This window comes from Roseateles albus, assembly GCF_028595345.1.
Classification (GTDB): Bacteria; Pseudomonadota; Gammaproteobacteria; order Burkholderiales; family Burkholderiaceae_C; genus Paucibacter_A; species Paucibacter_A albus.
In genome coordinates this window covers 301,782-324,064 of the sequence record NZ_JAQQXT010000005.1, presented here as the reverse complement: position 1 = coordinate 324,064, position 22,283 = coordinate 301,782, and the positions used below count along the sequence as shown (strand labels likewise).

Annotated in this window: 24 protein-coding genes and 1 riboswitch; of the genes, 11 read left to right on the top strand and 13 right to left on the bottom strand. The window is 60.1% G+C overall.

The window, feature by feature from the left end:
- Positions 1-14: 14 nt before the first annotated feature.
- From epsI to PRZ03_RS10825, 12 genes are all read right to left on the bottom strand, one after another.
- A complete protein-coding gene (gene epsI, locus PRZ03_RS10880; RefSeq protein ID WP_273600313.1) occupies positions 15-698 on the bottom strand; it encodes an exosortase-associated protein EpsI, B-type in 684 nt (227 codons plus the stop codon).
- Positions 695-1,603 (bottom strand): exosortase B, encoded by a 909-nt coding sequence (gene xrtB / locus PRZ03_RS10875; protein WP_273600312.1) that lies wholly within the window; start codon positions 1,601-1,603, stop codon positions 695-697. The genes epsI and xrtB overlap by 4 nt, the downstream gene beginning before the upstream one ends.
- 3 nt (positions 1,604-1,606) lie before the next feature.
- Complete coding sequence (locus PRZ03_RS10870) at positions 1,607-2,521, bottom strand: polysaccharide biosynthesis tyrosine autokinase (protein WP_273600311.1); 915 nt, start codon at positions 2,519-2,521, stop codon at positions 1,607-1,609.
- Entirely contained in the window at positions 2,518-3,951 is a 1,434-nt protein-coding gene (epsF, locus tag PRZ03_RS10865) for a chain length determinant protein EpsF (protein WP_273600310.1), read from the bottom strand. The genes PRZ03_RS10870 and epsF overlap by 4 nt, the downstream gene beginning before the upstream one ends.
- Positions 3,952-3,963: 12 nt before the next feature.
- Positions 3,964-4,812: a polysaccharide export protein EpsE gene (epsE, locus tag PRZ03_RS10860; protein ID WP_273600309.1), complete on the bottom strand. Its 849-nt coding sequence runs from the start codon at positions 4,810-4,812 to the stop codon at positions 3,964-3,966.
- Between the two features lie 44 nt (positions 4,813-4,856).
- Positions 4,857-5,921, bottom strand: coding sequence for an EpsD family peptidyl-prolyl cis-trans isomerase (locus tag PRZ03_RS10855; RefSeq protein WP_273600308.1), 1,065 nt, complete (start codon positions 5,919-5,921; stop codon positions 4,857-4,859).
- A 298-nt stretch (positions 5,922-6,219) separates the two neighbouring features.
- Positions 6,220-6,951: a bifunctional demethylmenaquinone methyltransferase/2-methoxy-6-polyprenyl-1,4-benzoquinol methylase UbiE gene (ubiE, locus tag PRZ03_RS10850; RefSeq protein WP_263534482.1), complete on the bottom strand. Its 732-nt coding sequence runs from the start codon at positions 6,949-6,951 to the stop codon at positions 6,220-6,222.
- Between the two features lie 61 nt (positions 6,952-7,012).
- The gene (locus PRZ03_RS10845; RefSeq protein ID WP_273600307.1) at positions 7,013-7,330 is read right to left on the bottom strand and encodes a helix-turn-helix transcriptional regulator; all 318 of its coding nucleotides are present in this window, start codon (positions 7,328-7,330) and stop codon (positions 7,013-7,015) included.
- Entirely contained in the window at positions 7,323-7,649 is a 327-nt protein-coding gene (locus PRZ03_RS10840; RefSeq protein WP_273600306.1) for a type II toxin-antitoxin system RelE/ParE family toxin, read from the bottom strand. Before PRZ03_RS10840 ends, PRZ03_RS10845 begins: the two co-directional genes overlap by 8 nt.
- Positions 7,650-7,696: 47 nt before the next feature.
- Positions 7,697-8,116 (bottom strand): gamma-butyrobetaine hydroxylase family protein, encoded by a 420-nt coding sequence (locus tag PRZ03_RS10835; RefSeq protein WP_273600305.1) that lies wholly within the window; start codon positions 8,114-8,116, stop codon positions 7,697-7,699.
- Positions 8,117-8,230: 114 nt separating this feature from the next.
- Positions 8,231-8,371, bottom strand: coding sequence for a hypothetical protein (locus PRZ03_RS10830; RefSeq protein ID WP_263534484.1), 141 nt, complete (start codon positions 8,369-8,371; stop codon positions 8,231-8,233).
- A 109-nt stretch (positions 8,372-8,480) separates the two neighbouring features.
- Complete coding sequence (locus PRZ03_RS10825; RefSeq protein ID WP_273600304.1) at positions 8,481-8,990, bottom strand: DUF1993 domain-containing protein; 510 nt, start codon at positions 8,988-8,990, stop codon at positions 8,481-8,483.
- A gap of 108 nt (positions 8,991-9,098) precedes the next feature.
- On the opposite strand from PRZ03_RS10825, the gene ybiB reads away from it, so the two are divergent.
- Positions 9,099-10,019, top strand: coding sequence for a DNA-binding protein YbiB (gene ybiB, locus PRZ03_RS10820; protein ID WP_273600303.1), 921 nt, complete (start codon positions 9,099-9,101; stop codon positions 10,017-10,019).
- Here the strand turns inward: ybiB and PRZ03_RS10815 are convergent.
- Entirely contained in the window at positions 10,016-10,927 is a 912-nt protein-coding gene (locus tag PRZ03_RS10815) for an NYN domain-containing protein (RefSeq protein ID WP_273600302.1), read from the bottom strand. The genes ybiB and PRZ03_RS10815 overlap by 4 nt on opposite strands.
- A 174-nt stretch (positions 10,928-11,101) precedes the next feature.
- Here PRZ03_RS10815 and PRZ03_RS10810 point away from each other — a divergent pair, with 174 nt between their 5' ends.
- The 10 genes from PRZ03_RS10810 to PRZ03_RS10765 all read left to right on the top strand — a co-directional run bounded on the left by PRZ03_RS10810 (position 11,102) and on the right by PRZ03_RS10765 (position 22,272).
- Positions 11,102-11,869 (top strand): sulfite exporter TauE/SafE family protein, encoded by a 768-nt coding sequence (locus PRZ03_RS10810; protein WP_273600301.1) that lies wholly within the window; start codon positions 11,102-11,104, stop codon positions 11,867-11,869.
- Positions 11,870-11,968: 99 nt separating this feature from the next.
- Complete coding sequence (locus tag PRZ03_RS10805; protein WP_273600300.1) at positions 11,969-13,675, top strand: nitrite/sulfite reductase; 1,707 nt, start codon at positions 11,969-11,971, stop codon at positions 13,673-13,675.
- 14 nt (positions 13,676-13,689) lie between these two features.
- Positions 13,690-14,178: a DUF934 domain-containing protein gene (locus PRZ03_RS10800; RefSeq protein WP_273600299.1), complete on the top strand. Its 489-nt coding sequence runs from the start codon at positions 13,690-13,692 to the stop codon at positions 14,176-14,178.
- A complete protein-coding gene (locus tag PRZ03_RS10795) occupies positions 14,175-14,966 on the top strand; it encodes a phosphoadenylyl-sulfate reductase (RefSeq protein WP_273600298.1) in 792 nt (263 codons plus the stop codon). Before PRZ03_RS10800 ends, PRZ03_RS10795 begins: the two co-directional genes overlap by 4 nt.
- Positions 14,963-15,922, top strand: coding sequence for a sulfate adenylyltransferase subunit CysD (cysD, locus tag PRZ03_RS10790; RefSeq protein ID WP_263534492.1), 960 nt, complete (start codon positions 14,963-14,965; stop codon positions 15,920-15,922). The genes PRZ03_RS10795 and cysD overlap by 4 nt, the downstream gene beginning before the upstream one ends.
- A 108-nt stretch (positions 15,923-16,030) precedes the next feature.
- Positions 16,031-17,362 (top strand): sulfate adenylyltransferase subunit 1, encoded by a 1,332-nt coding sequence (locus tag PRZ03_RS10785; protein WP_273600297.1) that lies wholly within the window; start codon positions 16,031-16,033, stop codon positions 17,360-17,362.
- A gap of 2 nt (positions 17,363-17,364) precedes the next feature.
- Positions 17,365-18,165, top strand: a complete 801-nt coding sequence (gene cobA, locus PRZ03_RS10780) for a uroporphyrinogen-III C-methyltransferase (RefSeq protein ID WP_273600296.1) — start codon at positions 17,365-17,367, stop codon at positions 18,163-18,165.
- An 86-nt stretch (positions 18,166-18,251) separates the two neighbouring features.
- The gene (gene fdxA, locus PRZ03_RS10775) at positions 18,252-18,575 is read left to right on the top strand and encodes a ferredoxin FdxA (protein ID WP_263534495.1); all 324 of its coding nucleotides are present in this window, start codon (positions 18,252-18,254) and stop codon (positions 18,573-18,575) included.
- A gap of 44 nt (positions 18,576-18,619) precedes the next feature.
- On the top strand, positions 18,620-19,744 hold the full coding sequence (locus tag PRZ03_RS10770; RefSeq protein ID WP_263559511.1) for an NAD(P)/FAD-dependent oxidoreductase: 1,125 nt from the start codon (positions 18,620-18,622) through the stop codon (positions 19,742-19,744).
- Positions 19,745-19,942: 198 nt separating this feature from the next.
- Positions 19,943-20,046, top strand: a riboswitch (TPP riboswitch).
- Positions 20,047-20,118: 72 nt separating this feature from the next.
- On the top strand, positions 20,119-22,272 hold the full coding sequence (locus tag PRZ03_RS10765) for a TonB-dependent siderophore receptor (RefSeq protein WP_273600295.1): 2,154 nt from the start codon (positions 20,119-20,121) through the stop codon (positions 22,270-22,272).
- Positions 22,273-22,283 lie beyond the last annotated feature (11 nt).

Here is a 22,283-nt window from a genome sequence, read left to right as displayed (position 1 = left end):
TCGTGCTTCTTTTATTAGTTCTTCGTGCCGAGTAATCGCCCAGCCACCTCTGGAGGTAGTTTTGCAAACATTTCTTCTGCAAAACGCGACTGCAAATCAAAAGCCTCAGTTTCATTCTCAGAAATTGACGAGAATCTAACCAAGAATCCATCTGGAATTTGATTTTTCAAGGAATACAGAAACTGTACTTTCTGTCGATCCCAAAGACTCATGACGGCATAATCACCCATCGTGAACCAATACATGACTGGTTCTATGCGGTTACCCTGCTTTGCAATCATCTTGGCGACGGGCAAACTAGCACCAGCCAACTCCAACCGCTCTCGCCGCAATTTACTTACTTGAAAACCTTGAGCCGAATAACAAACCTCTTGTCGGTGAGCACGCAACTGCCGGGTTTGAGCCCCGCCGTACGCAATTGACAACATTACTCGTTGCCCGGTCGAATTAACATAGGTTCTGTTGACCGTTTGGTCATAAATCTTCCCCAGCGTCGCTTGAACATCTGGCGATGGCAAAATTGGTACTGACGCCGAGTCTACTGTCCAATCGCCTATCACGCGAGGAATTGAAGCTTCCAAATCTAGGGCCGAATAACTCTTTGACAGCAATTGGTTCGGCGTGCCCAAAGTACCCAAAGCAACAGCACCGAACATCAAAGCTGAGGCGCCAATTGCACGTCTTCGCGTCAACTTCATGGTAATTTCTTCTCTTTGAAAACCAAGCCCAACAAACCATCCACTGACAAAATCAAAGTCAAAGCTACCAAAAACAGAACCATACCGGCAAATCCATGGGCAAAACCCTGCCCGGCCTCGTCACCAAAATAATAGGTAACCAATACAAGCACCATCACCCGGATAATGTTTGCGCAAAATGAAATTGGAATAATCAGTATGGCCAGGGAAATATTCCGGGCAAATGACTTGTATTTCATCAAATTCATATACAGCAGCCCCAATGCTTCAAGCGTGAACATAGAGTTGAGACCAGCACAAGCATCGGCCACTAACAACTGATACTGGCCGACTGTCAACGTCACACCTGATCGCCCTATGGGGTAGCCAAGCTGGTAAAGCAAGCCGCTTGCCACATACGATACTGCCGTCTTTAATGGTGCCGTCACCGCCGCGACCAAGTTTTCTGGCAATGGCACCATAAATAACAGAAAGAACAAGGGAAACCAAATCAATTTAAGACCCGGTACCCCCTTGAAAATCAATGCCAAAGCCGTCAGCAAAACAATTTTAGAGCCCGCCTCAAAGAATAGAAGATCTTGAGAATGGCCGATAGCGTACAAAATACAAGAAAAGCCTAACAGTCCCCAACCCATAAGACTGAAGGCGGGGGCAGGCAACGCCGCCAACTCATGTCGCTTCTCGTAAAGCAACCATAAGCTCACAGCCAAAATAATCGGACCATGCCCTTGCTCGTCTGTTGGCCAGATAGTTGCACCCAACTTAAAGTATGTCGGGACATACATCGCCAAGAATGCCAAAAAAAGCAGGCCTAAACCCAGTCGATCAAATCCGACTGGAAGCAATCCCTGAATGAAACCATTGGCCTTAACGCCAGCTGGCTTCTTTGCCTCGGATGAATTCATTGTTCAATACTCGTTAAAAACTGCACCAGCCAGCTTTGCAGGGCTCTCTGCAAGTGAATTGATCAGCTCTTGAAGGGCAGCAATGCGAGATGAATTTTTGCGCGCGACTACCAATGCAGCACCACAACGGGAGGCGATTACCGAAGCATCGGCGCCGAATGCCGCCGCCGGTGTATCAACAATTACATGATCAAATTTTGAAACTAACTCATGCATTAGTAATCCGAATGCAGGCCGCTCAACCAATTCCAGTGGATTTGGTGGAGTTGATCCGACAGGCAAGACAAATAGATTGGCAACTCCTGCAATCTGTTGAATAACTTGCTGCTCCACACGTCCAGACAAAACTCCTGAAAGACCTGCAGAATTCTTCAAGCCAAAAACCTCGTGCTGGCGAGGGCTGCGCATATCCGCATCGACCAACAGAGTACGCCCGCCCAACTGCGCTAGAACAATACTCAAGTTTGCCGCAAAAAAAGTCTTACCGTCGCCCGAGTCAGGGCTAATAACAGCCAAGGCGCGCCTAGGTTCGCCTTCGACGTTAAAACGCATAGTGATTTGACTTCGCAATGCTCGGAAAGCTTCAGCCTGCACAGAAAATGGCTGATTGAGGGCAACAAGTTCGGGGCTTACATGCTTTGTTTCCCCAGCTGTGAGCGGATAGTGAAACTGCTGAGCCAGTGCGAAAAGCACGTCGTCTGAGCTTGCATACCCAAGTGCAATTGCTGCCTCTCCGAATCGGACCCCTTTTTCCCGCTGATGCTTTAAGACTTGCTCAACTTGTTCTGCTGACAAATTTCGCGTGTCTCGAATAATGTCGCCAATAGAACGGTCACGTGTAGCCGGTTTTGGTACCCCTGACTCCATTCCAGAACCTTCTGCCGCAGCTGTATTTGTATCTGTATAACTTGTCATCATGCACCCTTGCCAGACATTGGCAGCTGACCAAGAATTCGCTGTTCCATCTGGGTTCCAATCGCTTTTAGGCCAAACATGCGCTTTGAGGCCGGACTTGGCACCACGCCCAAGACAGGTAGGCCCAAAATCTCGGACACATCTTCCGGCGATCGCACCAGCCTGTTCATCATTTCAAGTAGCAATATGATGCCAAGTCCAAGTAAGCTTCCGACGAAAACAGACAGCAAAGCATTCAGCAGCGGCTTCGGTGAAGCTGCGGCATTTGGCGGCGAAGCTGGGTTGAGAATGGCAACATTCGTCTGTGTTGTCTGGCTTTCCAGGTTCGACTGATTCAAACGAGCCAAAACTTGTTCATAGGCACGTTGCGCATTTTCAACATCGCGCAACAACACAGAACCCTCGTCCCGCACCCCCTTCAAACGCAACAGCTTCGCCCTTTGCGCCTCTAGTGACGCCCGAACTTCAGTTTCCCGTTGGAGGTTAATTTTGTTACTGATGCTCACACCGCCAGTCACACGCTTTGTCTCAGCTTCGATCGCGGAACGGATATCACTGATGCTGGCCTTTGCTTCAATTACCTGTGGGTGGCGATCGCCCAATTTTGCATTCAGCTCTTGCAATCGAGCTTCGGCACGATTCAGATCGGCCTTCATACTACCAAGCAATGGGTTACTCAAAACTTCCTGCATCCGATCAGCGGAGGCACCTGTTGCTTGGGTTTGACGACTGCCAGACTCAGCAGCCAATGCTTGCAACATAACCAGCTGGGAGGACAACTCATTTAGCCTATTGTTTTCAACATCGAGCCTATCATCATTAATGATTACGCCCTTTTCAGATTGAAAATTAGACAAAGCCGCTTGCGCTTTTTCCAGCTTTTCGCGCGACTCTTTAGCTCGCTGTTCAAAAAAGGCTGAATATTGGCGCGCCGGATCAACACGAAGCTCAACCGATGTTTCAATGTAGGCTTGCACAAATGCATTAGCAATTGCAGCCGCGAAACGTGGGTCAGCAGCTTTGTAAGTCACATTGATAACATTTGATTCACGTGCGGGTTTAACTTCCAGGTTTTGCTGAAACAACTCGCTCAACCATTGCTCGATAGTGCCTATTCCATTCGATCCGGCTAGGAACTGCTCCCGAATTTGCGGGTTTTCCGCTAATTTTAAATTTCGAACAACCTTCAAGGCAACCCGGTCGCTTTGCATTACATCGACCTGAGTGGCCATTAAAGCCGGGCCCATCATCGCCGAGTAAATGGCTCCACCGATTGGATCTGGTTTCACATCGATAACTACCGATGCGGTTGCCGCATATTTCTTAGGTATTGAGAGGCTAACGACAATCGTTGAGACAACCGTTATCAAAAATACTGCGAGCGCCACCTTCCAGCGCGCTCTCAGAACCAACAAAAATTGAGCTATGTGCATTGCCTAGGCCCCTTAGAACAAACTCTCTTTGACATAAACAACATCGCCATCTTTCAAACTCTCATCCATCGGGAGTTGAATGATTTCGACCTTGCCTTCGGCATTCTTGCGGTGCACGCGGATGCCTTTTTCGGTGCCGCGCTGTGTGATGCCGCCGCCGGTTGCCAGGCTCTGCATCAAGGTCATACCGCGCTCCAACCGCATCGGGCCGGGACGCTGCACTTCGCCGTAGATATAGACCATCGGTGCGCGGTCAACCCATACCACGTCGCCATGCTGGATGAACACGTCTTGCGTGCCGCCGCCTGCGGCGAAAATGCCAGGCAAATCAATTTCCAAGCGGTAAGGCTGGCCATTACGCTTGCCGGTCAGAACTAGGGTTTCAGAGCCGGCTCCACTGGCCACGCCACCGGCGTTGGCGATCAGGTCTGTCAGGCGCATGTCGGCGGTTTCGATCGGGTAGCGGCCCGGGCGATTGACTTGGCCCAAAACGCTGGCTTGGTTGCCCTTGACCTGCAAAACCACGATGGTGACCTGCGGGTTTTTGATGAAGTTGCCCTTTTTTAACCCATCCGTGATCAGCTGCTCGGCTTGCGTGACGCTCAAGCCGCCGACCTTGATGCTGCCCAGCAGGGGGAAAGACACGACGTTGTTCTCGGAGACGCGAGTTTCGAGCGTCAAGTCGGGGTTTTGGTAGACCGAGATGCGCATGACGTCGCCGGCTCCGAGCCGGTACTCGGCCGAAGCGACCGGGCTTGTTGCTGTGGCGGGGCCTTGCGCAAAGGCCGCAGGTGCCAGGACCAGCGCTTGCGCGCCAAACAATGCGCAGACCAGCAAATTCCGCTTAGATTGCTTAGCCATTGTTTTGATCATGGTGGGCTTCTTCATCTTCATCATCATTGCGCTCATTTCAGACCCATGCCTTTGGAGATGGCGCTGGCGTCCAGGCCGCTTGCGGCTGGAGCGGCAGGCGTGGCAGCAGCAGGGGCTTCGGTAGGGGCTGGAGCTGGAACCGGAGTCTGGGTCGGCGCGGGAGTTGGGGCCGCAGCCGAAGCAGCGCCATCCTTGCCCGGCGCACCTTCGGCGAACTTGCCTACGTACTCGATCTTGGCTGCGTCGCGCAGGGCCTTGATGTCTTTTTGAACCTGTTCAGACTTGCGCTGGTTGCTCAGGAAAGCTTCGATCGCCGGCTTGGCGCGGGCTTCGTCAACCGGCTGGCTGCGCGAGCCGACCAGGAACAAGACGGTCAGGCCGTTTGGAGTTTGCGTAACAGCAGAGTCGCCGTCTTTCATGCGGGAAATGGCGTCCAAGCCAGCCAGTGGCAGTTGCTCGGCGGCGCGCACGGCTTGGTTGCCGTTGAAGCGAATCTCGTTGCTCTTCAAATACTCGGCAAACTCAGCCATGCTCTTGGACGACTGGAGCTTCTCGCGAATGGCCGGGATTTGCTCGGGCGTGGCCTCGATAGCCAGCTCTTGCAGGCTGAAAATACGGCGGTCTTTGAATAGCGCCGGCTTCTCGTTGTAATACTTGCTGATTTCTTCGTTGGTGGGCTTGGAGATGGACTCGCCGATGCGCTCAACATAGGCGCGGGCAATGATTTCGCGCTTGGCGGCTTCGATTTGCTGGACCACCTTGGGGTCACGGTCAATCTTCAGCTCCTGGCCTTTTTGCACGGCCAATTCTTGCTCGATCAAGCGCTCCAGCACTTGCTTGGAGGCGGCTTCGGCTTGCTCGGGCTTAAGGCCTTGCTGGCGCTGCAACACAAAATTGATCTGGTGAACGGTGATTTCTTCCTTATTCACCTTGGCCGCCGTTTGCGAGGCCTTGTCGGACTTGGCGCCGCCGCCGCAAGCTGCCAGCAAAAGGGTCACCGACACGGCCGCAACGAGGGCCGATAGGCGCATGGGGCTGCGCAAAGCCGTGCTCGCGCCCAGGGATTCTTTTTGTTGTTGAGTCGTCTTCAGCTTCATAACTTGTCTACCCTTTTTCCTAGCGTTGCTAAATGCCGGCCCCGGCATCTCTGAACTTTTGCCGCAGTGCAATACGCGGCCACCCCTGAGGGACGTGCGAGTGTAACTTTGGAAAATGACAATTCATCTCAAACTATGTGGCAAAACCCGGTGATATTACCTACGGTTTACCCGATGTTTTGAGCGATCCCTGGCTTGATAGCTGAGCGGCCATTTACCCAGAATCGCCTGGGCGGTGAATCTCAGACCGAGCCTAGTCAAGCCCAAGGCCGTGGCGCTCAAGGCATCGCTCAATGCATCAACACTTGATCCCCGCATGCAGCGCCACCACGCCGGCGCTGAGGTTGTGCACATCGACATGGCCAAAACCGGCCGTCTTCATCATGGCCTTGAGCTCTTGCTGACCTGGGTGCATGCGGATGGACTCGGCCAGATAGCGGTAGCTGTCGGCGTCGCCGGCAATCATCTGACCCAGGCGAGGCAGAATCTTGAATGAATACCAATCGTAGGGCTTTTGCAGCGGCGCGGCGACCTTGGAGAACTCCAGAACGAGCAGGCGCCCGCCGGGCTTGAGCACCCGGCACATTTCGGCCAGCGCCTGGTCTTTGTGGGTCATATTGCGCAGGCCGAAGGCGACGCTGACGAGATCGAAGCTGGCCGACTTGAAGGGCAGCTTTTCGGCGTCGCACAAGCTGGTGGGCAGCACCAGTCCTTCATCGAGCAAGCGGTTGCGGCCTTGGCGCAGCATCGCTTCGTTGATGTCGGTGTGCACAACCATGCCGCTGTCGCCGACCTTGCGGGCAAAGGCGCGCGACAAATCGCCGGTGCCACCGGCGATGTCAAGCACGCGTTCACCGGCCTTGAGGTTGGCCACCGCCACCGTGTAGGCCTTCCAGGCGCGGTGCATGCCCATGGACATCAGGTCGTTCATCACGTCGTATCGCGAGGCGACCGAGTCGAACACGCCGCGCACGCGGCTGGCTTTTTCGCCTTCGTCAACGGTTTTGTAGCCGAAATGGGTGCTGGTCATGGGGCTTGTCTCAAGTTCAGGTTTGTTTGGGGAAGGGTCAGCCATCAGTGGCGGCGAACTATCAGCTCGCTTTATGCGGCACCAGTTTGACCTGCAGATCGCAGCCCACGGCAGACGCATATTTCTTCAGCGTCGCGAGTGAGGGGGCGTGGCGGCCCGCCGACTCAAGTCGAGAAATCGCGCTCTTGGTGGTGCCCATGCGCTGGGCCACGGCGTCTTGCGTCAAGCCGGCATTGGCGCGCGCCGCCAGCATCTGGCTGGCCAATGCGTATTCAAGTTCCAGTTCGTCATAGGCCTGGGTGAAGCCCTCGCGCTGCTTGGCCTTGGCGACAAAGCTAGCGTGGTCGTGGCGCACCGGTTTGTAAGTCAGATCAGCCATCTTGGACCTCCTTCAGGCGCTTGCGCGCGGTTTTCAATTCACTGTCAGGCGTTTGCTGAGTTTTCTTGATAAAAGCATGCAAGATCACCACGCGTTGCCCCATCAAAAAACAATAGAAGGCGCGGCCAATGCCCGACCGCCCTCGCGGACGCAATTCAAACAACCCACTCCCAAACGCTCGGGAGTGCGGGAGCCGAAGGCTGGGGCCATGTTCCGCCAACAATTCGAGCAATCTGGCGTAATCAGCCAGCACATCAACCGGCCAAGATTCGACTTCCGTGAGGACTCGCTCGTGAAAGTACTCAATTTGGAATGCCATGATTCATCACTCGAATGTTAGCAAACTCGCTAACATCCTGTCATTCTTTAATGGCAGCCCGTCGATGTTGAACCGCCAGACTTGGCCGCCATCGGCTGATCACGGCTGAGGCCTGCTGCGCTCAGGCGGTCTTCATAGTCTTGCCACATGCGAGCCTCATGGGCGCCCAACTCGTACAAATAGTCCCAGGAGAACAGGCCGCTGTCATGGCCGTCCGAGAACTGAGGCTGCACGGCGTAATGGCCGACCGGTGCCAAGGCGGTGATCAGCACCTCGCGCTTGCCAGTTTGCAGCGTTTCTTGGCCTGGGCCATGACCCTTGACCTCGGCCGAAGGGCTGTAGACACGCATCAACTCGAAGGGGATGCGAAAGCGCGCACCGTCAGAGAATGCAATTTCCAGCACGCGCGACTGTTGGTGAACGGTGATTTCGGTGGGCGTGGGGGTGGTGGTGCTAAGGCCGGCCATGAGGGTTGTTCCCGCTAAAAAAACTGCTGCGCAAGGGCAGCAGTTTATCTGGCTGAATAGGCCGGCAAGCTGATCGGACTGCAGGCCGGCGTCAGGCCCTGGGCGGCAAAGCCCTTACTTCGCCTTTTTGCTGCGATCAGGCACGACGGTCACCCGGGTGGGCGTGACCGCGTCAGGCGAAATCGGCTTTGGAGGAGAAGTGTCCTTCTTGGGCTTCTTCGCTTCCTTATTGGTTTTTTGCTGACCTTTTGCCATTGCGATCTCCTTGGGTGGCGCTCATCACATCGATATCGCGCCAATGTTGTTAAAGCTGTTTACTGCGGCCCCGAGTTTGCCATGAACTGCAAGGGGGCCGGCCGCATGCTCAATAGGCGCCCATATAGTCCTTCTTGCCCACTTCCACACCGTTATGCCGCAGCAAAGCATAGGCGGTAGTGACATGGAAGAAGAACTGCGGCAGGCCGTAATGCAGCAGATAGTCTTGGCCCGTGAAGCGGCGCTCTTTGGGGGTGCCGGGACGGGTGACGATGGCACGGTCGGCGGCGCCATCGAACTTGTCAGCTGGCAAACCTTCGATAAAGGCCAGCGTCGATTGGATGCGGGCTTGCAGATCGGCAAAGCTCTGCTCCTTGTCCTCGGCGCTGGGCACCTCGACACCGGCCAGACGGGCGCAGACGCCCTTGGCGAAATCGCAAGCCACCTGCACCTGTTTGGTCAGCGCGAACATATCGGGGAACAGCCGCGCTTGCAGCAAGGCGTCGGCGTCGATATTGCGCGCGCCGGCATGGGCCTCGGCCTTGGCCAGCACGTCGGACAGGCCGCCCAACATCTGCTTGAACACGGGTACGGAGGCTTGAAAAATAGGGTTGCTCATGAATGATCCCGCAGTGGATTGGTTTGGAAAGGCACCATTCTGGCAGGCCAACCGAGCTTTGGTTTTGGCAAGTTCAGGGCGGCTTGATCCAGCCACTAAACTCCCGCCATGCAATTCGCCCCCCTCATCAAAGAAATCGGCCGCGGCAGCAAAGGTGCTCGCGATATGGACGCGGCCACGGCCGAGGCGCTGTTTGGCGCCATCCTGGACGGTGGTGTGCCAGATATGGAGTTGGGCGCCATTCTGCTGTCGCTGCGCATCAAGGGCGAGTGCGAGGCCGAGTTGGCTGGATTTGAGCGTGCGATGCAGGTGCGCACCGCCCATGTGAGCGTGCCCGAAGGCCCGCGCTGCGTGTTGCTCCCCACCTTCAACGGCGCCCGCAAGCAGGCCAATCTGCTGCCATTGGTGGCGCTGCTGCTGGCGCGCGAGGGGGTGCCAGTCTTGATCCACGGTCGGCATGATTTCGACAGCCGCGAAAGCCCGTTCGAATTGCTGGCCGCGCTGGGTCTGCCATTGGCCGATTCGGTGGCAGAAGCTTCCGAGCAATTGTTGAGCACCCATCTGGCTTGCCTACCGCTGGCCGCACTGAACCCCGGCCTAGACGCCTTGATGGCCTTGCGACCAAGGCTGGGCGTACGCAATAGCGGCCACAGCGTGGCCAAACTGCTCGACGCCGCACCGGGGCGCAGCGTCCGGGTGGTGGCCGTCACACACCCGGAGTACCTGCTCAGCATGGGCGAGGCGCTGACAGGGCTGACGGCTGGCGGCGGGCGCGCGCTCTTGATGCGCGCCAGCGAGGGCGAGGCCTACGCGCATCTGCGCCGCAAGGCCCAGCTCTACGGCTATGCCGACGGCCACCGTTCGGACCTGCATCCAGCCGATACAGACGACATTGATTGGCCGCTCTCAGACGCCTGCGAAGCCCATGCCAACGCGGCGCTGATCCGCGCGATGCTGGACGGCAGCGAGGCCGTTCCGCCGCGCATCACGGAGCAGGTGCGGGCCTTGGTGCAGTTGGCCAAGACTTAAGGCGCTGGCTCTTCCGGCGCTGCCTGCCCAACTGGCTGGTTGGCGAAAGCCACATGGCCACCGCTGATCGCATCGACCTCGACCACCAAGTCAGGGAAGCGGTGCAAGAACTCGGAGAAGTTGTCGCAGCCCAGCGCGCGCTCGTCGAACGAAGGCAGCAGGCGCTTGATGAAGACCTTGAGCGCGCTGCGCGACACATAGTTCTCGCCGTTGCGGTCGACCAACTGCTTGAGCGCGCGCAGCAAGGCTTGTTTGGCGTCCTCCAGCGACGGTGAGCCGACGGCCTCCACCGACTCCACCTCGTCAACCGCAGGCGGCACGACGCCTGCCCCAGCTTCCAACTCCAGCGGCTCTCCTTCAACCGCGCTGGGCGCCGACGCGGCCAGCAGGTTTTGATAGAACTTGAATTCGTTGCAGCTGACCGTCCAGAAGCGGTTGCTGTAGCCAGCCACGCCGACGCCGGCGATGAAACGGCCGGCTTGCTTGACCTTTTGCGCCAGGCTGATGAAGTCGCTATCGCTTGAGATCACCACCACATGGGTCAGATGCGGGTGGTTATGCACATCGCTGAGCGCATCCAGCGCCATGCGGATGTCGGCGCTGTTCTTCATATTCGAGCCGCGCGGGAACATCTGGATCAAATCGACCCCAGCCTCATTCAAGGCATGGCGGTAATTGGCAAAAAACTGCCAGTTGCCATAGGCGCGGTTGATGATGATGTCACCCAGGGAGGCTGCATATTCCAGGATGGGCTTGAGGTCTACAAAGACCGGCTGCAGCTTGAGACGGTTGTCGCGGTAAGCGCTGTCGCCATGGGCGGCATTGGCCAGCACGGCATGGAGATTTTCAAAATCCCAGTAAATCGCCACTTTGGTGGCTTCGGCGCGGGAGCTGGGGAATTGGGACATGTGGGCGATGGAATTCAGGGAAGGCGGGGACGCAGAGCTTACCGCGAGCCGGAAACTGCCCATATACGAAATTTCGAATAAGCAATTTACGAACAAATGGTTTGTATATCTATGAGCGGACTTTAAAGTCCGCCCCCTAGGGTTGCCACCATGGCCGCTCAACAAAGGAGATGCATGGACTGGATTGCAGTATTGAGCGGCTTGGGTGTCGGCATCATCGTCGGGATCACCGGCGTGGGCGGCGGCTCCCTGATGACGCCGCTGCTGCTGTCGGTCTTCAAGCTCAGCCCGGCCGTCGCCATCGGCACCGACCTGTGGTTTGCCGCGCTGACCAAGGTATCGGGCTCGGTGGCCCACGCACGCCACGGCCATGTGAAGTGGAAGTTGACCGGCCTCTTACTGGCCGGCAGCATCCCGGCTTCGATCGCCACCGTCGCCGTCATGCATATGACCGAGATCACCAAGGGCTGGGCCAGCACGCTGACCTTTTCGCTGGGCATCGCCCTGCTGCTGACCGCCGTGGTGGTGGCCTTCAAGAAGTCATGGCAGGCGGTGGGGCTGCGCCTAGAGCGCTACATCCCCGAGTCGCGCAAACCGGCCTTGACGGTGGCTTGCGGCGTGATCCTGGGCGTGCTGGTGTCGCTGTCATCGATCGGTGCCGGTGCCATTGGCGCGACGCTGATCCTGCTGCTCTACCCGCGCCTGGAAGCCCGCTACATCGTCGGCAGCGATATTGCGCACGCCGTTCCCCTGACACTCGTCGCGGGCATTGGCCATGCGACGCTGGGCAATGTAAATTGGGCCCTTTTGGTGCCGCTGCTGATCGGCTCGATGCCCGGCATCTGGCTGGGCGCGCAGCTGACGCGGCGCTTGCCTGACAACGTCGTGCGCGGCCTGCTTTGTGGCTCGCTGGTCTTGGCCGGCTGGAAAGTCATTCACTGAAACAATGCACCCACGCTCACTCCGTTCGCTGCCCTCCGAGAGGGCGCAGGCCGCTCTTGGGGCGGCCCGGCGAGCGACCTAATCTAATCTCGAAGAACTATGTACGCCTACACCGACTTTGACCGCCAATTCGTCCACGCCCGCGCGGCGCAGTACCGTGACCAGCTGGAGCGCCATCTGGCCGGCAATCTGCCGGACGAGGACTTCCGCCCGCTGCGCCTGCAAAACGGCTGGTATGTGCAGCGCCACGCGCCAATGCTGCGCGTCGCCGTGCCTTACGGTGCCTTGAGCAGCGCGCAGCTGCGTCAGTTGGCCGGCATCGCGCGTGAATTCGACCGCGGCTATGGTCACTTCACCACCCGCCAGAATTTGCAATACAACTGGATTCCGCTGGACAAGTCGGCCGATGTGATGGACCGCCTCGCCGCCGTTGACATGCACGGCATCCAGACCAGCGGCAATTGCATCCGCAACATCACCAGCGATTGCTTTGCCGGCGTTGCACATGACGAGCTGGTCGACCCGCGCCCTTATGCCGAAGTGCTGCGGCAGTGGAGCACGCTGCACCCCGAGTTCGCCTTCCTGCCGCGCAAGTTCAAGATCGCGATCTCCGGCACGACGGAAGACCGCGCCGCGATTGCCTGGCATGACATCGGCCTGCAACTGCTGAAGAACGCGGCCGGCGAGGTCGGCTTCAAGGTGCTGGTTGGCGGCGGCATGGGCCGCACGCCTATCGTCGGCCAGGTCATCAGCGAATTCCTGCCTTGGCAGCAGATCCTCGTCTTCATCGAGGCCATCGTGCGCGTCTACAACCGCTACGGTCGGCGCGACAACGCCTACAAGGCACGCATCAAGATTTTGGTCAAGGCCGAGGGCCAGGCCTTCTTCGACGACGTTAACGCCGAATTCAAGCAGATTCTTGAGCTGGACGCCGGGGGCCAAGAACACCTGATTCCACAGGCCGAGCTGGACCGCGTGGCCGCCTGCTTCGTCACGCCGGCCGGTGTACAAGCCACTGCCTCCTCAGACATCTTTGCCGGTGTCGAAGCTGGCGCCTACAAGCGCTGGCTGGAGCGCAATGTCGCGCGCCACAAGCTCGCCGGCTACCGGGCCGTGACCTTGTCGCTGAAGCGCGCTGGCATTGCGCCCGGCGACGCCACCGACGCGCAAATGGAAGCCGCTGCCGACTTGGCCGACCGTTACAGCGCGGCCGAGCTACGCGTCAGCCATGACCAGAACCTGGTGCTGCCCTGGGTGCGCGAGGCCGACCTGCCCGCCGTCTTCGAGGCCGCCCGCTCGCTGGGCCTGGCGACACCGAATATCGGCTTGCTGACCGACATGATTGCCTGCCCCGGCGGCGACTTCTGCGCCTTGGCGAATGCTCGCTCAATCCCTGTGGCGGCCGCCATCACCGAGCGCTTTGAAGACCTGGACGAGCAGTACGACATCGGCGATATCGATCTGCACATCAGCGGCTGCATCAACAGCTGCGGCCACCACCACAGCGGCCACATCGGCGTGCTCGGCGTCGACAAGGACGGCAAGGAGTGGTATCAGATTTCGCTGGGCGGCTCGGACGGCTCGACGCTGTCGAGCCAATCGGTGCCCGGCCGCGTGATCGGCCCCTCTTTTGCCGCCGACGAAGTGGCCGATGTGATCGAGTCCGTCATCGACACCTACCGCGCCCAGCGCAGCAGCCAAGCCGAGCGCTTTATCGACACCGTGCGCCGCATCGGCCTGGAGCCCTTCAAGGCACCCGCTAACGCCGTGCGTACCGTGACTGGCGTTACCAGCGCAGCTCACTGAAAGACCAGAACATCATGAAGTTTATTGACAACCACAATCAGCAATGGCACCACGTGGTCGGCGAAGACGGCCCGATGCCGCACCCCGATCCGGCGCCGAACATCCTGCTGACCCTGGAGCAATGGCACGCGGTGCGAGACCATTGGCCGGCAGGCCTGGTCACCGCCGTTGAGCTGAACAACGACTTCGACATCGAAGGCCTGGTGGCTGACTTGCCGCGCCTGACGATGATCGCGCTGAAGTTCCCGAAATGGGTGGACGGCCGCGCCTACAGCCAGGCCAAGCTTTTGCGTTCGCGCTACCGCTTTGCCGGCGAGATCCGCGCCACCGGCGAAGTCTTGGTCGACATGCTGCCGCTGCTGGCCCGCACCGGCTTTGACGCGGTGCACATGCGCGCCGACCAGTCGAAGGCCGCGGCCGAACGCGCGCTGGGCTTCTTCAAAGGGCATTACCAGGGCGATGTGGACGCCAAGCAGCCTTTGTTTGCGCGAGGTGAGGCATGAGCGGCGAGGTCTTTTCGCTACCGGGCGCAGCGACCAGCGCCTCGGCCATCAAGCTCTACGCTCGAGAAACTGCCGGCTTTGCCGAACGCCTGGCCAAGACGGTAGAGCTGCTGCAAGAGGCCGCGCTCGATCATGGCACTGGCCTGCTGCAATCCAGCAGCCTGGGCGCCGAAGACATGGTCATCACCGACCTGATCGCCCGCCACAAACTGCCCATCAGCATCGCCACGCTGGACACCGGCCGCTTGCATGCCGAAACGCTGGCGCTGCTGCCGCAGATCGAGGCGCGTTACGGCCTCAAGGTCGCTGTCTACAGCCCGGTCAATGATGCGGTCGTCACTTTCGTGCGCGTGCGCGGCGCCGACGCCATGTATGAGAGCCTTGACTTGCGCAAAGAATGCTGTGCGATTCGCAAGCTGGAACCGCTGAGCCGCATGCTGGAAGGTCACACCGCCTGGATCACCGGCCTGCGCCGCGAACAATCCAGCAACCGCGCGGTCGTGCCCTTCAGCGAAACCGACAACAACGGCCGGACCAAGATCAACGCGCTGGCCGACTGGAGCTGGGCTGACGTCTGGCATTACATCGCCATCTTTGATGTGCCCTTCAACGCCTTGCATGACCAATTCATGCCCAGCATCGGCTGCGCGCCTTGCACGCGGGCGATCTCGGTCGGAGAAGACTTCCGCTCGGGGCGCTGGTGGTGGGAGGAGAGTTCGGCCAAAGAGTGCGGACTGCACGCAACTCGCCAAAATTCAGAAGAAGAAAAGACTGGAGCCTCGGCATGAACGCCCCCGTGAATTTGAACCAATTGCTGCCGAACATCGACCACCGCCACCTCGACCACCTGGAAGAAGAAGCGATCTTCATCCTGCGTGAAGTGGCCGCCGCCTTCGAGCGCCCGGGTCTGCTCTTCTCCAGCGGCAAGGATTCCTGCGTGGTCTTGCGTCTGGCCGAAAAAGCCTTCAAGACCCGCCAGGCCGACGGCAGCTACAAAGGCAAGCTGCCCTTCCCGCTGGTGCATGTGGACACCGGCCACAACTTCCCCGAAGTGATCGCCTTCCGTGACCAGTTGGTGGCCGAGTCGGGTGACCGCCTGATCGTCGCGCACATGGACGAGTCGATCAAAAAAGGTACGGTGCGCCTGGCCTATCCGCTTGAGTCGCGCAACGGCCACCAGACCGTCACGCTGCTGGAAGCGATCGAAGAGAACCGCTTCGACGTGCTGATCGGCGGCGCCCGCCGCGACGAGGAAAAGGCGCGAGCCAAAGAGCGCATCTTCAGCCACCGCGACAGCTTCGGCCAATGGCAGCCCAAGGAACAGCGACCCGAACTGTGGAGCTTGTTCAACACGCGCATCCGGCCGGGCGAGCATTTCCGCGCCTTCCCGATCAGCAACTGGACCGAGCTGGATGTATGGCTCTATCTGGCGCGCGAGAACATCCCGCTGCCGAGCCTCTACTACAAGCATGAGCGCCAAGTGATTCGCCGCAAGGGCCTCTTGGTGCCGCTGACCGAGGTGACGCCGCCGGAAGCCGGCGAAGTGGTCGAGACAGCCACCGTGCGCTTTCGCACCGTCGGTGACATGACCTGCACCTGCCCGGTTGAAAGCAATGCCGCCACCGCCACCGACATCGTCGCCGAGACGCTGACCGTGACCGTCAGCGAGCGCGGCGCCACCCGCATGGACGACAGAACTTCGGAGGCCTCAATGGAGCGCCGCAAGAAGGAAGGCTACTTTTAGGACCACCCCCGCGGCGCTCACGCGCCACCCCCTCAAGGGGGCGAGCCCGATGGCCCGGCAAAGCCGGTTCCATGGGCTCCACTTGAACAATACCGGATGAGCCAAGCCATGAGTGCAGTTCCCAATCTCGATATCGTCCACGACCTAGATGTGGACACCCACCACCGCGCGCTGCGCTTCCTGACCGCCGGCAGCGTTGACGACGGCAAGAGCACGCTGATCGGCCGCCTGCTGTTCGACGGCCAAGCGATCCTGGCCGACCAGCTCGACATGCTGGAAAAGCGCGCCGCCGGACAACCGCTCGACCTGAGCCTGTTGACCGACGGCCTGGAGGCCGAGCGCGAGCAAGGCATCACCATCGACGTGGCCTACCGCTATTTCGCCACCAAGTCGCGCAAATTCATCATCGCCGACGCGCCCGGCCATGAGCAGTACACGCGCAATATGGTGACCGCCGCCGCCGGCTCGGACGCCGCCGTGGTGCTGGTCGACATCACCAAGCTGGACACCAGCGTGGACGCCGTCACTCTGCTGCCGCAAACCCGTCGGCATAGCCTGTTAGCTCATCTGCTGCGCGTGCCCAGCATCGTCTTCGCCGTCAACAAGCTCGACGCATTGGAGCAACCCGGCCCGGCCTTCGCGGCGGTCAGCAAAGCCTTGCGCGCTTTTGCCGAACAAGCAGGCATCGAGGTGACCGCCATCGTGCCGGTGTCGGCGCTGCGCGGTGACAACGTGACCCAGCCGCTGGACGGCGAATGGGCGACCTGGTACCAAGGCCCCTCGCTGCTGCAAGTGCTGGAAAGCCTGCCCGGCGTGCAGGAAAAGGTCGAAGGTGGGCTGTCAATCCCGGTGCAGTATGTGGCGCGTGAGCCTGGCGATGCCGGCGACGGTGTTGGCCATCAGCCGCGCACGCTGTGGGGCCGCATTGCGCACGGCCAGGTCAAGGCCGGTGACCAGATTCAGATTTTGCCGAGTGGCCAAACAGCCATCGTGGCCGAAGTGCGGCGCGCCGGCGAAACGGTCGCGCATTGCGTGGCCGGCGAGTCGGCCGGCGTGCTGCTGGACCGTCAACTCGACGTCTCGCGCGGCGACTGGATCGTCACGCCCGGCTCGGCCACGCCGACGCAAAGCTTTGAGGCGACGCTGGCTTGGCTAGACACCGAGCCGGCAGTCGCCGGGCGCAAATATTGGCTGCGCCATGGCAACCGCTGGGTGCAGGCTCGCATCAGCTCAATTGAGCACCGCCTGGACATCCACACCCTGGCCGAGCAAGAGGCCGCCGAGATCAAGGTCAACGAAATCGGCCATGTGCGCATCGAAACGCAAAGCGCGCTGCCGGTTGAGCCCTATGCGAGCAACCGCATCGGCGGCGCCTTGATCGTCGTCGACCCGACCAGCAACCGCACCAGCGGCGCCTTGCTGGTGCGCGCAGCGAGCTGAAGATGAGCACGAGCAAGGGCCGAGTTATCTTCGTCAGCGCCGGCCCCGGCGCGGCCGATTTGATTACCGTGCGCGGCGCGCGGGCCTTGGGTCTTGCCGAGGTCGTCCTGTTCGACGCCTTGACCGACCCGGCCCTGCGCGACTTGGCACCAAACGCGGTCTGGATCGACGTCGGCAAGCGTGGCTTTTGCCATTCCACCAAGCAAACCGCCATCAACGCGACCCTGGTCAAGCAGGCCTTGAGCCACAGCTTGGTGGTGCGCTTGAAGGGCGGCGACGCCAGCGTGTTTGGCCGCTTGGAAGAAGAGTTATTGGCCTTGGCCGAGGCCGGCATCGCCAGCGAAGTGGTGCCCGGCGTGACCGCCGCGATTGCCGCTGCCGCGCAGACGCAGCGCCCTTTGACCCGGCGCGGCACGGGCCGCAGCGTCAGCCTGACGACGGCGATGACACAGTTGGGTGAGTTGCAGGCCGCACGCTCGGCCGACACCGAAGTTTTCTATATGGCCGGACGCCAGCTCGGCCCCTTGGGCCGCAAACTGATCGAGGCCGGTTGGCCGGCGGATACGCCGGTCAGCGTGGTCTCCAAAGCGGGCTGTGTCGATGCCTTGGCCAGCGATCACCGGGTGGATTCGCTCGCTGCGGCCTCGCTGCTGCACAAGGGCCGGCCGACCGTGGTGACCGTTGGCGCTGGTGCCAAAGCGCTGGCTTTGCCGCCGCCGCAAGCCCAGTCCGCGCCAACAAATTCCAGCATCACGCCGGGTCTTGCGACGCATCAAGCCGGCATGAGTACCCCAAGCGATTAAAATCCGCGTTTTGCCGCCGTTTAGCCTCAGAGTGAAATGGCATTGCGCGGTAATTCAGACCAAACAACAACACGAGCTGCACCATCATGACCCACGTCGTCCTCGAATCATGCATCCGCTGCAAGTACACCGACTGCGTCGATGTCTGCCCGGTCGATTGCTTCCGCGAAGGCCAGAACTTTCTGACCATTGATCCCGATGAATGCATCGATTGCGCTGTCTGCATCCCTGAGTGCCCGGTCAATGCGATCGTGCCGGAGGAAGATGTGCCGGGCAATATGCAGCACATGATCAAGCTGAATGCCGATCTGGCCAAGAAATGGCCCAGCATCACCAAGCGCCACGCACCGCTGCCGGACGCCGATGACTGGAAGGATCGCACGGGCAAGCTGCCCGAGCTGCTCCGCTAATTTGTAGAACGCCGCCTGGCTCCAAGCTCAGGCCCCAAGAAAAAATGGATGCTCAATTGAACGCAGAGATTGCCACGACGGCCGACGCAAACCCAACGCCCGGACCCGACGCGATTCAGACCGATGCCGTCATCGTCGGCGCCGGTCCAGTCGGACTGTTCCAGGTTTTCGAGCTCGGATTGCTCGAAGTCAAAGCCCACATCATTGACTCGCTCGCCTACCCCGGCGGCCAGTGCATCGAGCTGTATCCGGACAAGCCGATCTATGACATCCCGGCCGTGCCCATCTGCACCGGCAAGGAGCTGACCGACAACCTGCTCAAGCAGATCGAGCCCTTTGGCGCGACCTTCCATTTGGGCCAGGAAGTCACCACCGTCTTGAAGCAAGAAGACGGCCGCTTCTTCGTCGAGACCTCCAAGGGCACGCAGTTCCTGACCAAGACCATCTTCATCGCTGGCGGTGTGGGCTCGTTCCAGCCGCGTACGCTGAAGGTCGACGGCATCGACAAGTACGAAGGCAACCAGCTGCATTACCGCGTTCGCAACCCGGCGCAGTTCGCCGGCAAGAACCTGGTAATCGTCGGTGGCGGTGATTCCGCGCTCGACTGGGCGCTGAACTTCTGCGCCGGCAATGCCGACGGCAGCGCCAACAAGGCCGAGAGCGTGATCCTCTTGCACCGCCGCGACGGCTTCAAGGCGGCGCCCGCCTCGGTCGCCAAGATGCGCGAACTCTGCGACGCCTACGAGATGCAATTCGTGGTCGGCCAGGTGACGGACATCGTCGAAGCGGACGGCGTTCTGACCGACATCAAGGTCACCGGCGGCGACGGCGTCACCCGCGTGATGCCTTGCGAGCAGCTGCTGGTGTTCTTCGGCCTGAGCCCTAAGCTGGGCCCGATCGCCGAATGGGGCCTGGCGCTGGAGCGCAAGCAGATCGTCGTGGACACAGAGAAGTTCCAGACCAGCGTGCCGGGCATCTTTGCCGTGGGCGACGTGAACACTTATCCGGGCAAGAAGAAGCTGATCCTGTCGGGCTTCCATGAATGCGCTTTGGCCGCCTTCGGCGCCATGCCTTACATCAGCCCGGACAAGCGCATTCATCTGCAGTACACGACCACCAGCCCGAAGCTGCACAAGGTGCTGGGCGTGGAATCGCCAGTCTTCGACTGAGGTGGAAGGGGCTCGCGAAAAGCCGGCCCGGCGTCGTTGCACCGCCTTGCCGTAGCGCTGCTACTGTCTTCGGCGATGCGCCCAGCTGGAACGGCTTTGCGCAAGCCCGAGAACTTAGTTTTCTTCTTGATTGGCCCGCGAAATGCGGGCCTTTTTGATGGGCCGATACAATGAGCCCCAAGCAGCGATCAAGGTCGCTGCCTTCGCTAGGGGTGCTGATTCATTTAATTTTGGGTCGGCTGAGATAACCCTTTGAACCTGATTGAGGTAATCCTCGCGCAGGGAAGCAAGCATCACGGTCCACGTCCTTCTCTCCCTTTTCTCATGACGTGAGAGCCCCGTCGTTTGCCGCCCTGTCATCGCCTGCTGTTCCGATGACAACAACAAATCCAATTTCCAAGAAGTCCTTGCTGGCCGCTGCGGCCGGCCTGATCTGCGGCACTGCCGCACTGGCGCAAAGCCTGCCCACGGTATCTGTTACCGGTCGCGCTGCCGACACACCCTCGCAAGTCGGCGGCTTCGGTGAAATTCCGGTCGCCAAGCTGCCGCTGCAGCTCAGCCTGATCAGCAACGAGCGCCTGCTGGACGCTGGCATTAACGCTTTATCCGGACTGACCGCGCTGGACGCCAGCGTCGGCGACGCCTATAACGCGGCAGGCTATGTGTCCTACCTGAAGATTCGCGGCTTCGACCTCGACAACCGTTTTAACTACCGCCGTGACGGCCTGCCGATCAACGCAGAAACCGTGCTGCCGCTAGGCAACAAGGCCAGCGTCGAAATTCTCAAGGGCAGCAGCGGCATCCAGGCCGGCACCAGCTCGCCCGGCGGTCTGGTCAATATGATCGTCAAGCGGCCGACAGCTCAGCCCATGACCGTTCTGGGTTTCGCGATCAGCGAGCGCGGCACGACCGAGGCTAGCTTGGACTGGAGCCAGCGCTTTGGCGAGGGCCAAGCCTTCGGCCTGCGAGTCAACGCAGCCGCCGCCGAGCTCAAGCCGCAATTGCGCGACGCCGAGGGCCGCAGCCATTTGCTGGCCATGGCAGGCGACTGGCGCCTGAGCGCTGACACCCTGGTCGAGGCCGAGTTCGAGCTGAACAAGCAGAGCCAGCCCAGCCAGCCCGGCATGAGCATGCTGGGCGACAAGCTGCCCAGCGCCAAAGACTTCGACCCTCGCATCAACCTGAACAACCAAAGCTGGACGCAGCCGGTGGTGTTTGACAACAGCCACGCCTCCTTGCGTGTGACGCAAAAGCTCAATGCCGACTGGCGCGCGCAGGCGCACCTGGGCGTGCAGCGCCTGAAGACCGATGACAGGCTGGCCTATGCCTATGGCTGCACCGCAGCGGACGGCAACTACTACGCCGATCGCTACTGCCCCGACGGCAGCTTCGACATGTACGACTTCCGCAGCGAGAACGAGCGCCGCAATAGCGAGGCTCTGGATCTGTCTTTGGCCGGCAAATTGGCAACGGGCAGCATCACCCACCAAGTCAGCACCGGCGTCTTGCTCAGCCGCTTCAACAGCCGCTTTCAAAAGCAGGCCTATAACTGGGCCGGCACCGGCACCATTGACGGCAAGGCCATCACCGTCGCCGACCCCAGCCTGACGGACGAGAACACCAACCGCGACGAGCGCAGCAGCGAGTTCTATCTGCGCGACGCCGTCCAGCTCAGCGCCGACTGGCAAGCCTGGGCCGGCCTACGCCATACGCGGCTGGAGCGCGACAGCGTGCGCACCGATGGCTCGCGCGCCACCGGCTACACGCAAAACATCACCACGCCCTGGCTGGGCCTGAGCTATGCGATCAACAGCCAACTGATGGCCTATACCAGCTGGGGCGAAGGCGTCGAGAGCGAGGTCACCCCGAACCGCAAGCGCTATGGCGACGCTGCCGGCCGCGCCCTGCCTGCCTTGACAAGCCGCCAGATCGAAATCGGCCTGAAAGCCGGCTCCAACACCGTCGATTGGTCGCTCAACTGGTTCAACACCAGCCGCCCTAAATGGGCCGATCTGGGCGAATGCTCGGATAGCAAGCCGGGCAGCTGCGTGCGCCGCGCCGACGGCATCGCTCGCCATCAAGGCCTGGAAGCGCAGGCCGACCTGAAATGGGCCGGCGGTGGCCTGCTGGCCAGCGCGATGCAGCTCAAAGCGCGCCGCGAAGACAGCGCCGACGCGAGCCTCAACGGCCTGCGGCCCGAAAACGTGGCCGAGCGCAGCCTGCGCCTGCAAGCGCGCCAAGATGTCGCCGCCTTGAGTGGCCTGCAACTGCAGGCCGGGCTCGTCTATGAAGGCCCACGCGCGGTGCTGGCGGACAACAGCGTCAGCATCCCTGGCTGGACCCGCCTAGACGCCGGCGCCCGCTTCGAGCAGGCATTGATGGGCCGGCAGTTGCTGGTGTGGCGAGTCGGCGTCGACAATTTGATCGACAAGCGGGCCTGGAAAGAGTCGCCGTTCCAGTTCGGCCATGTTTACCTCTACCCGCTGGCACCAAGAACTTTCCGCGCCAGTTTGGAATACCACTTGTAAAGCTCTAGAAA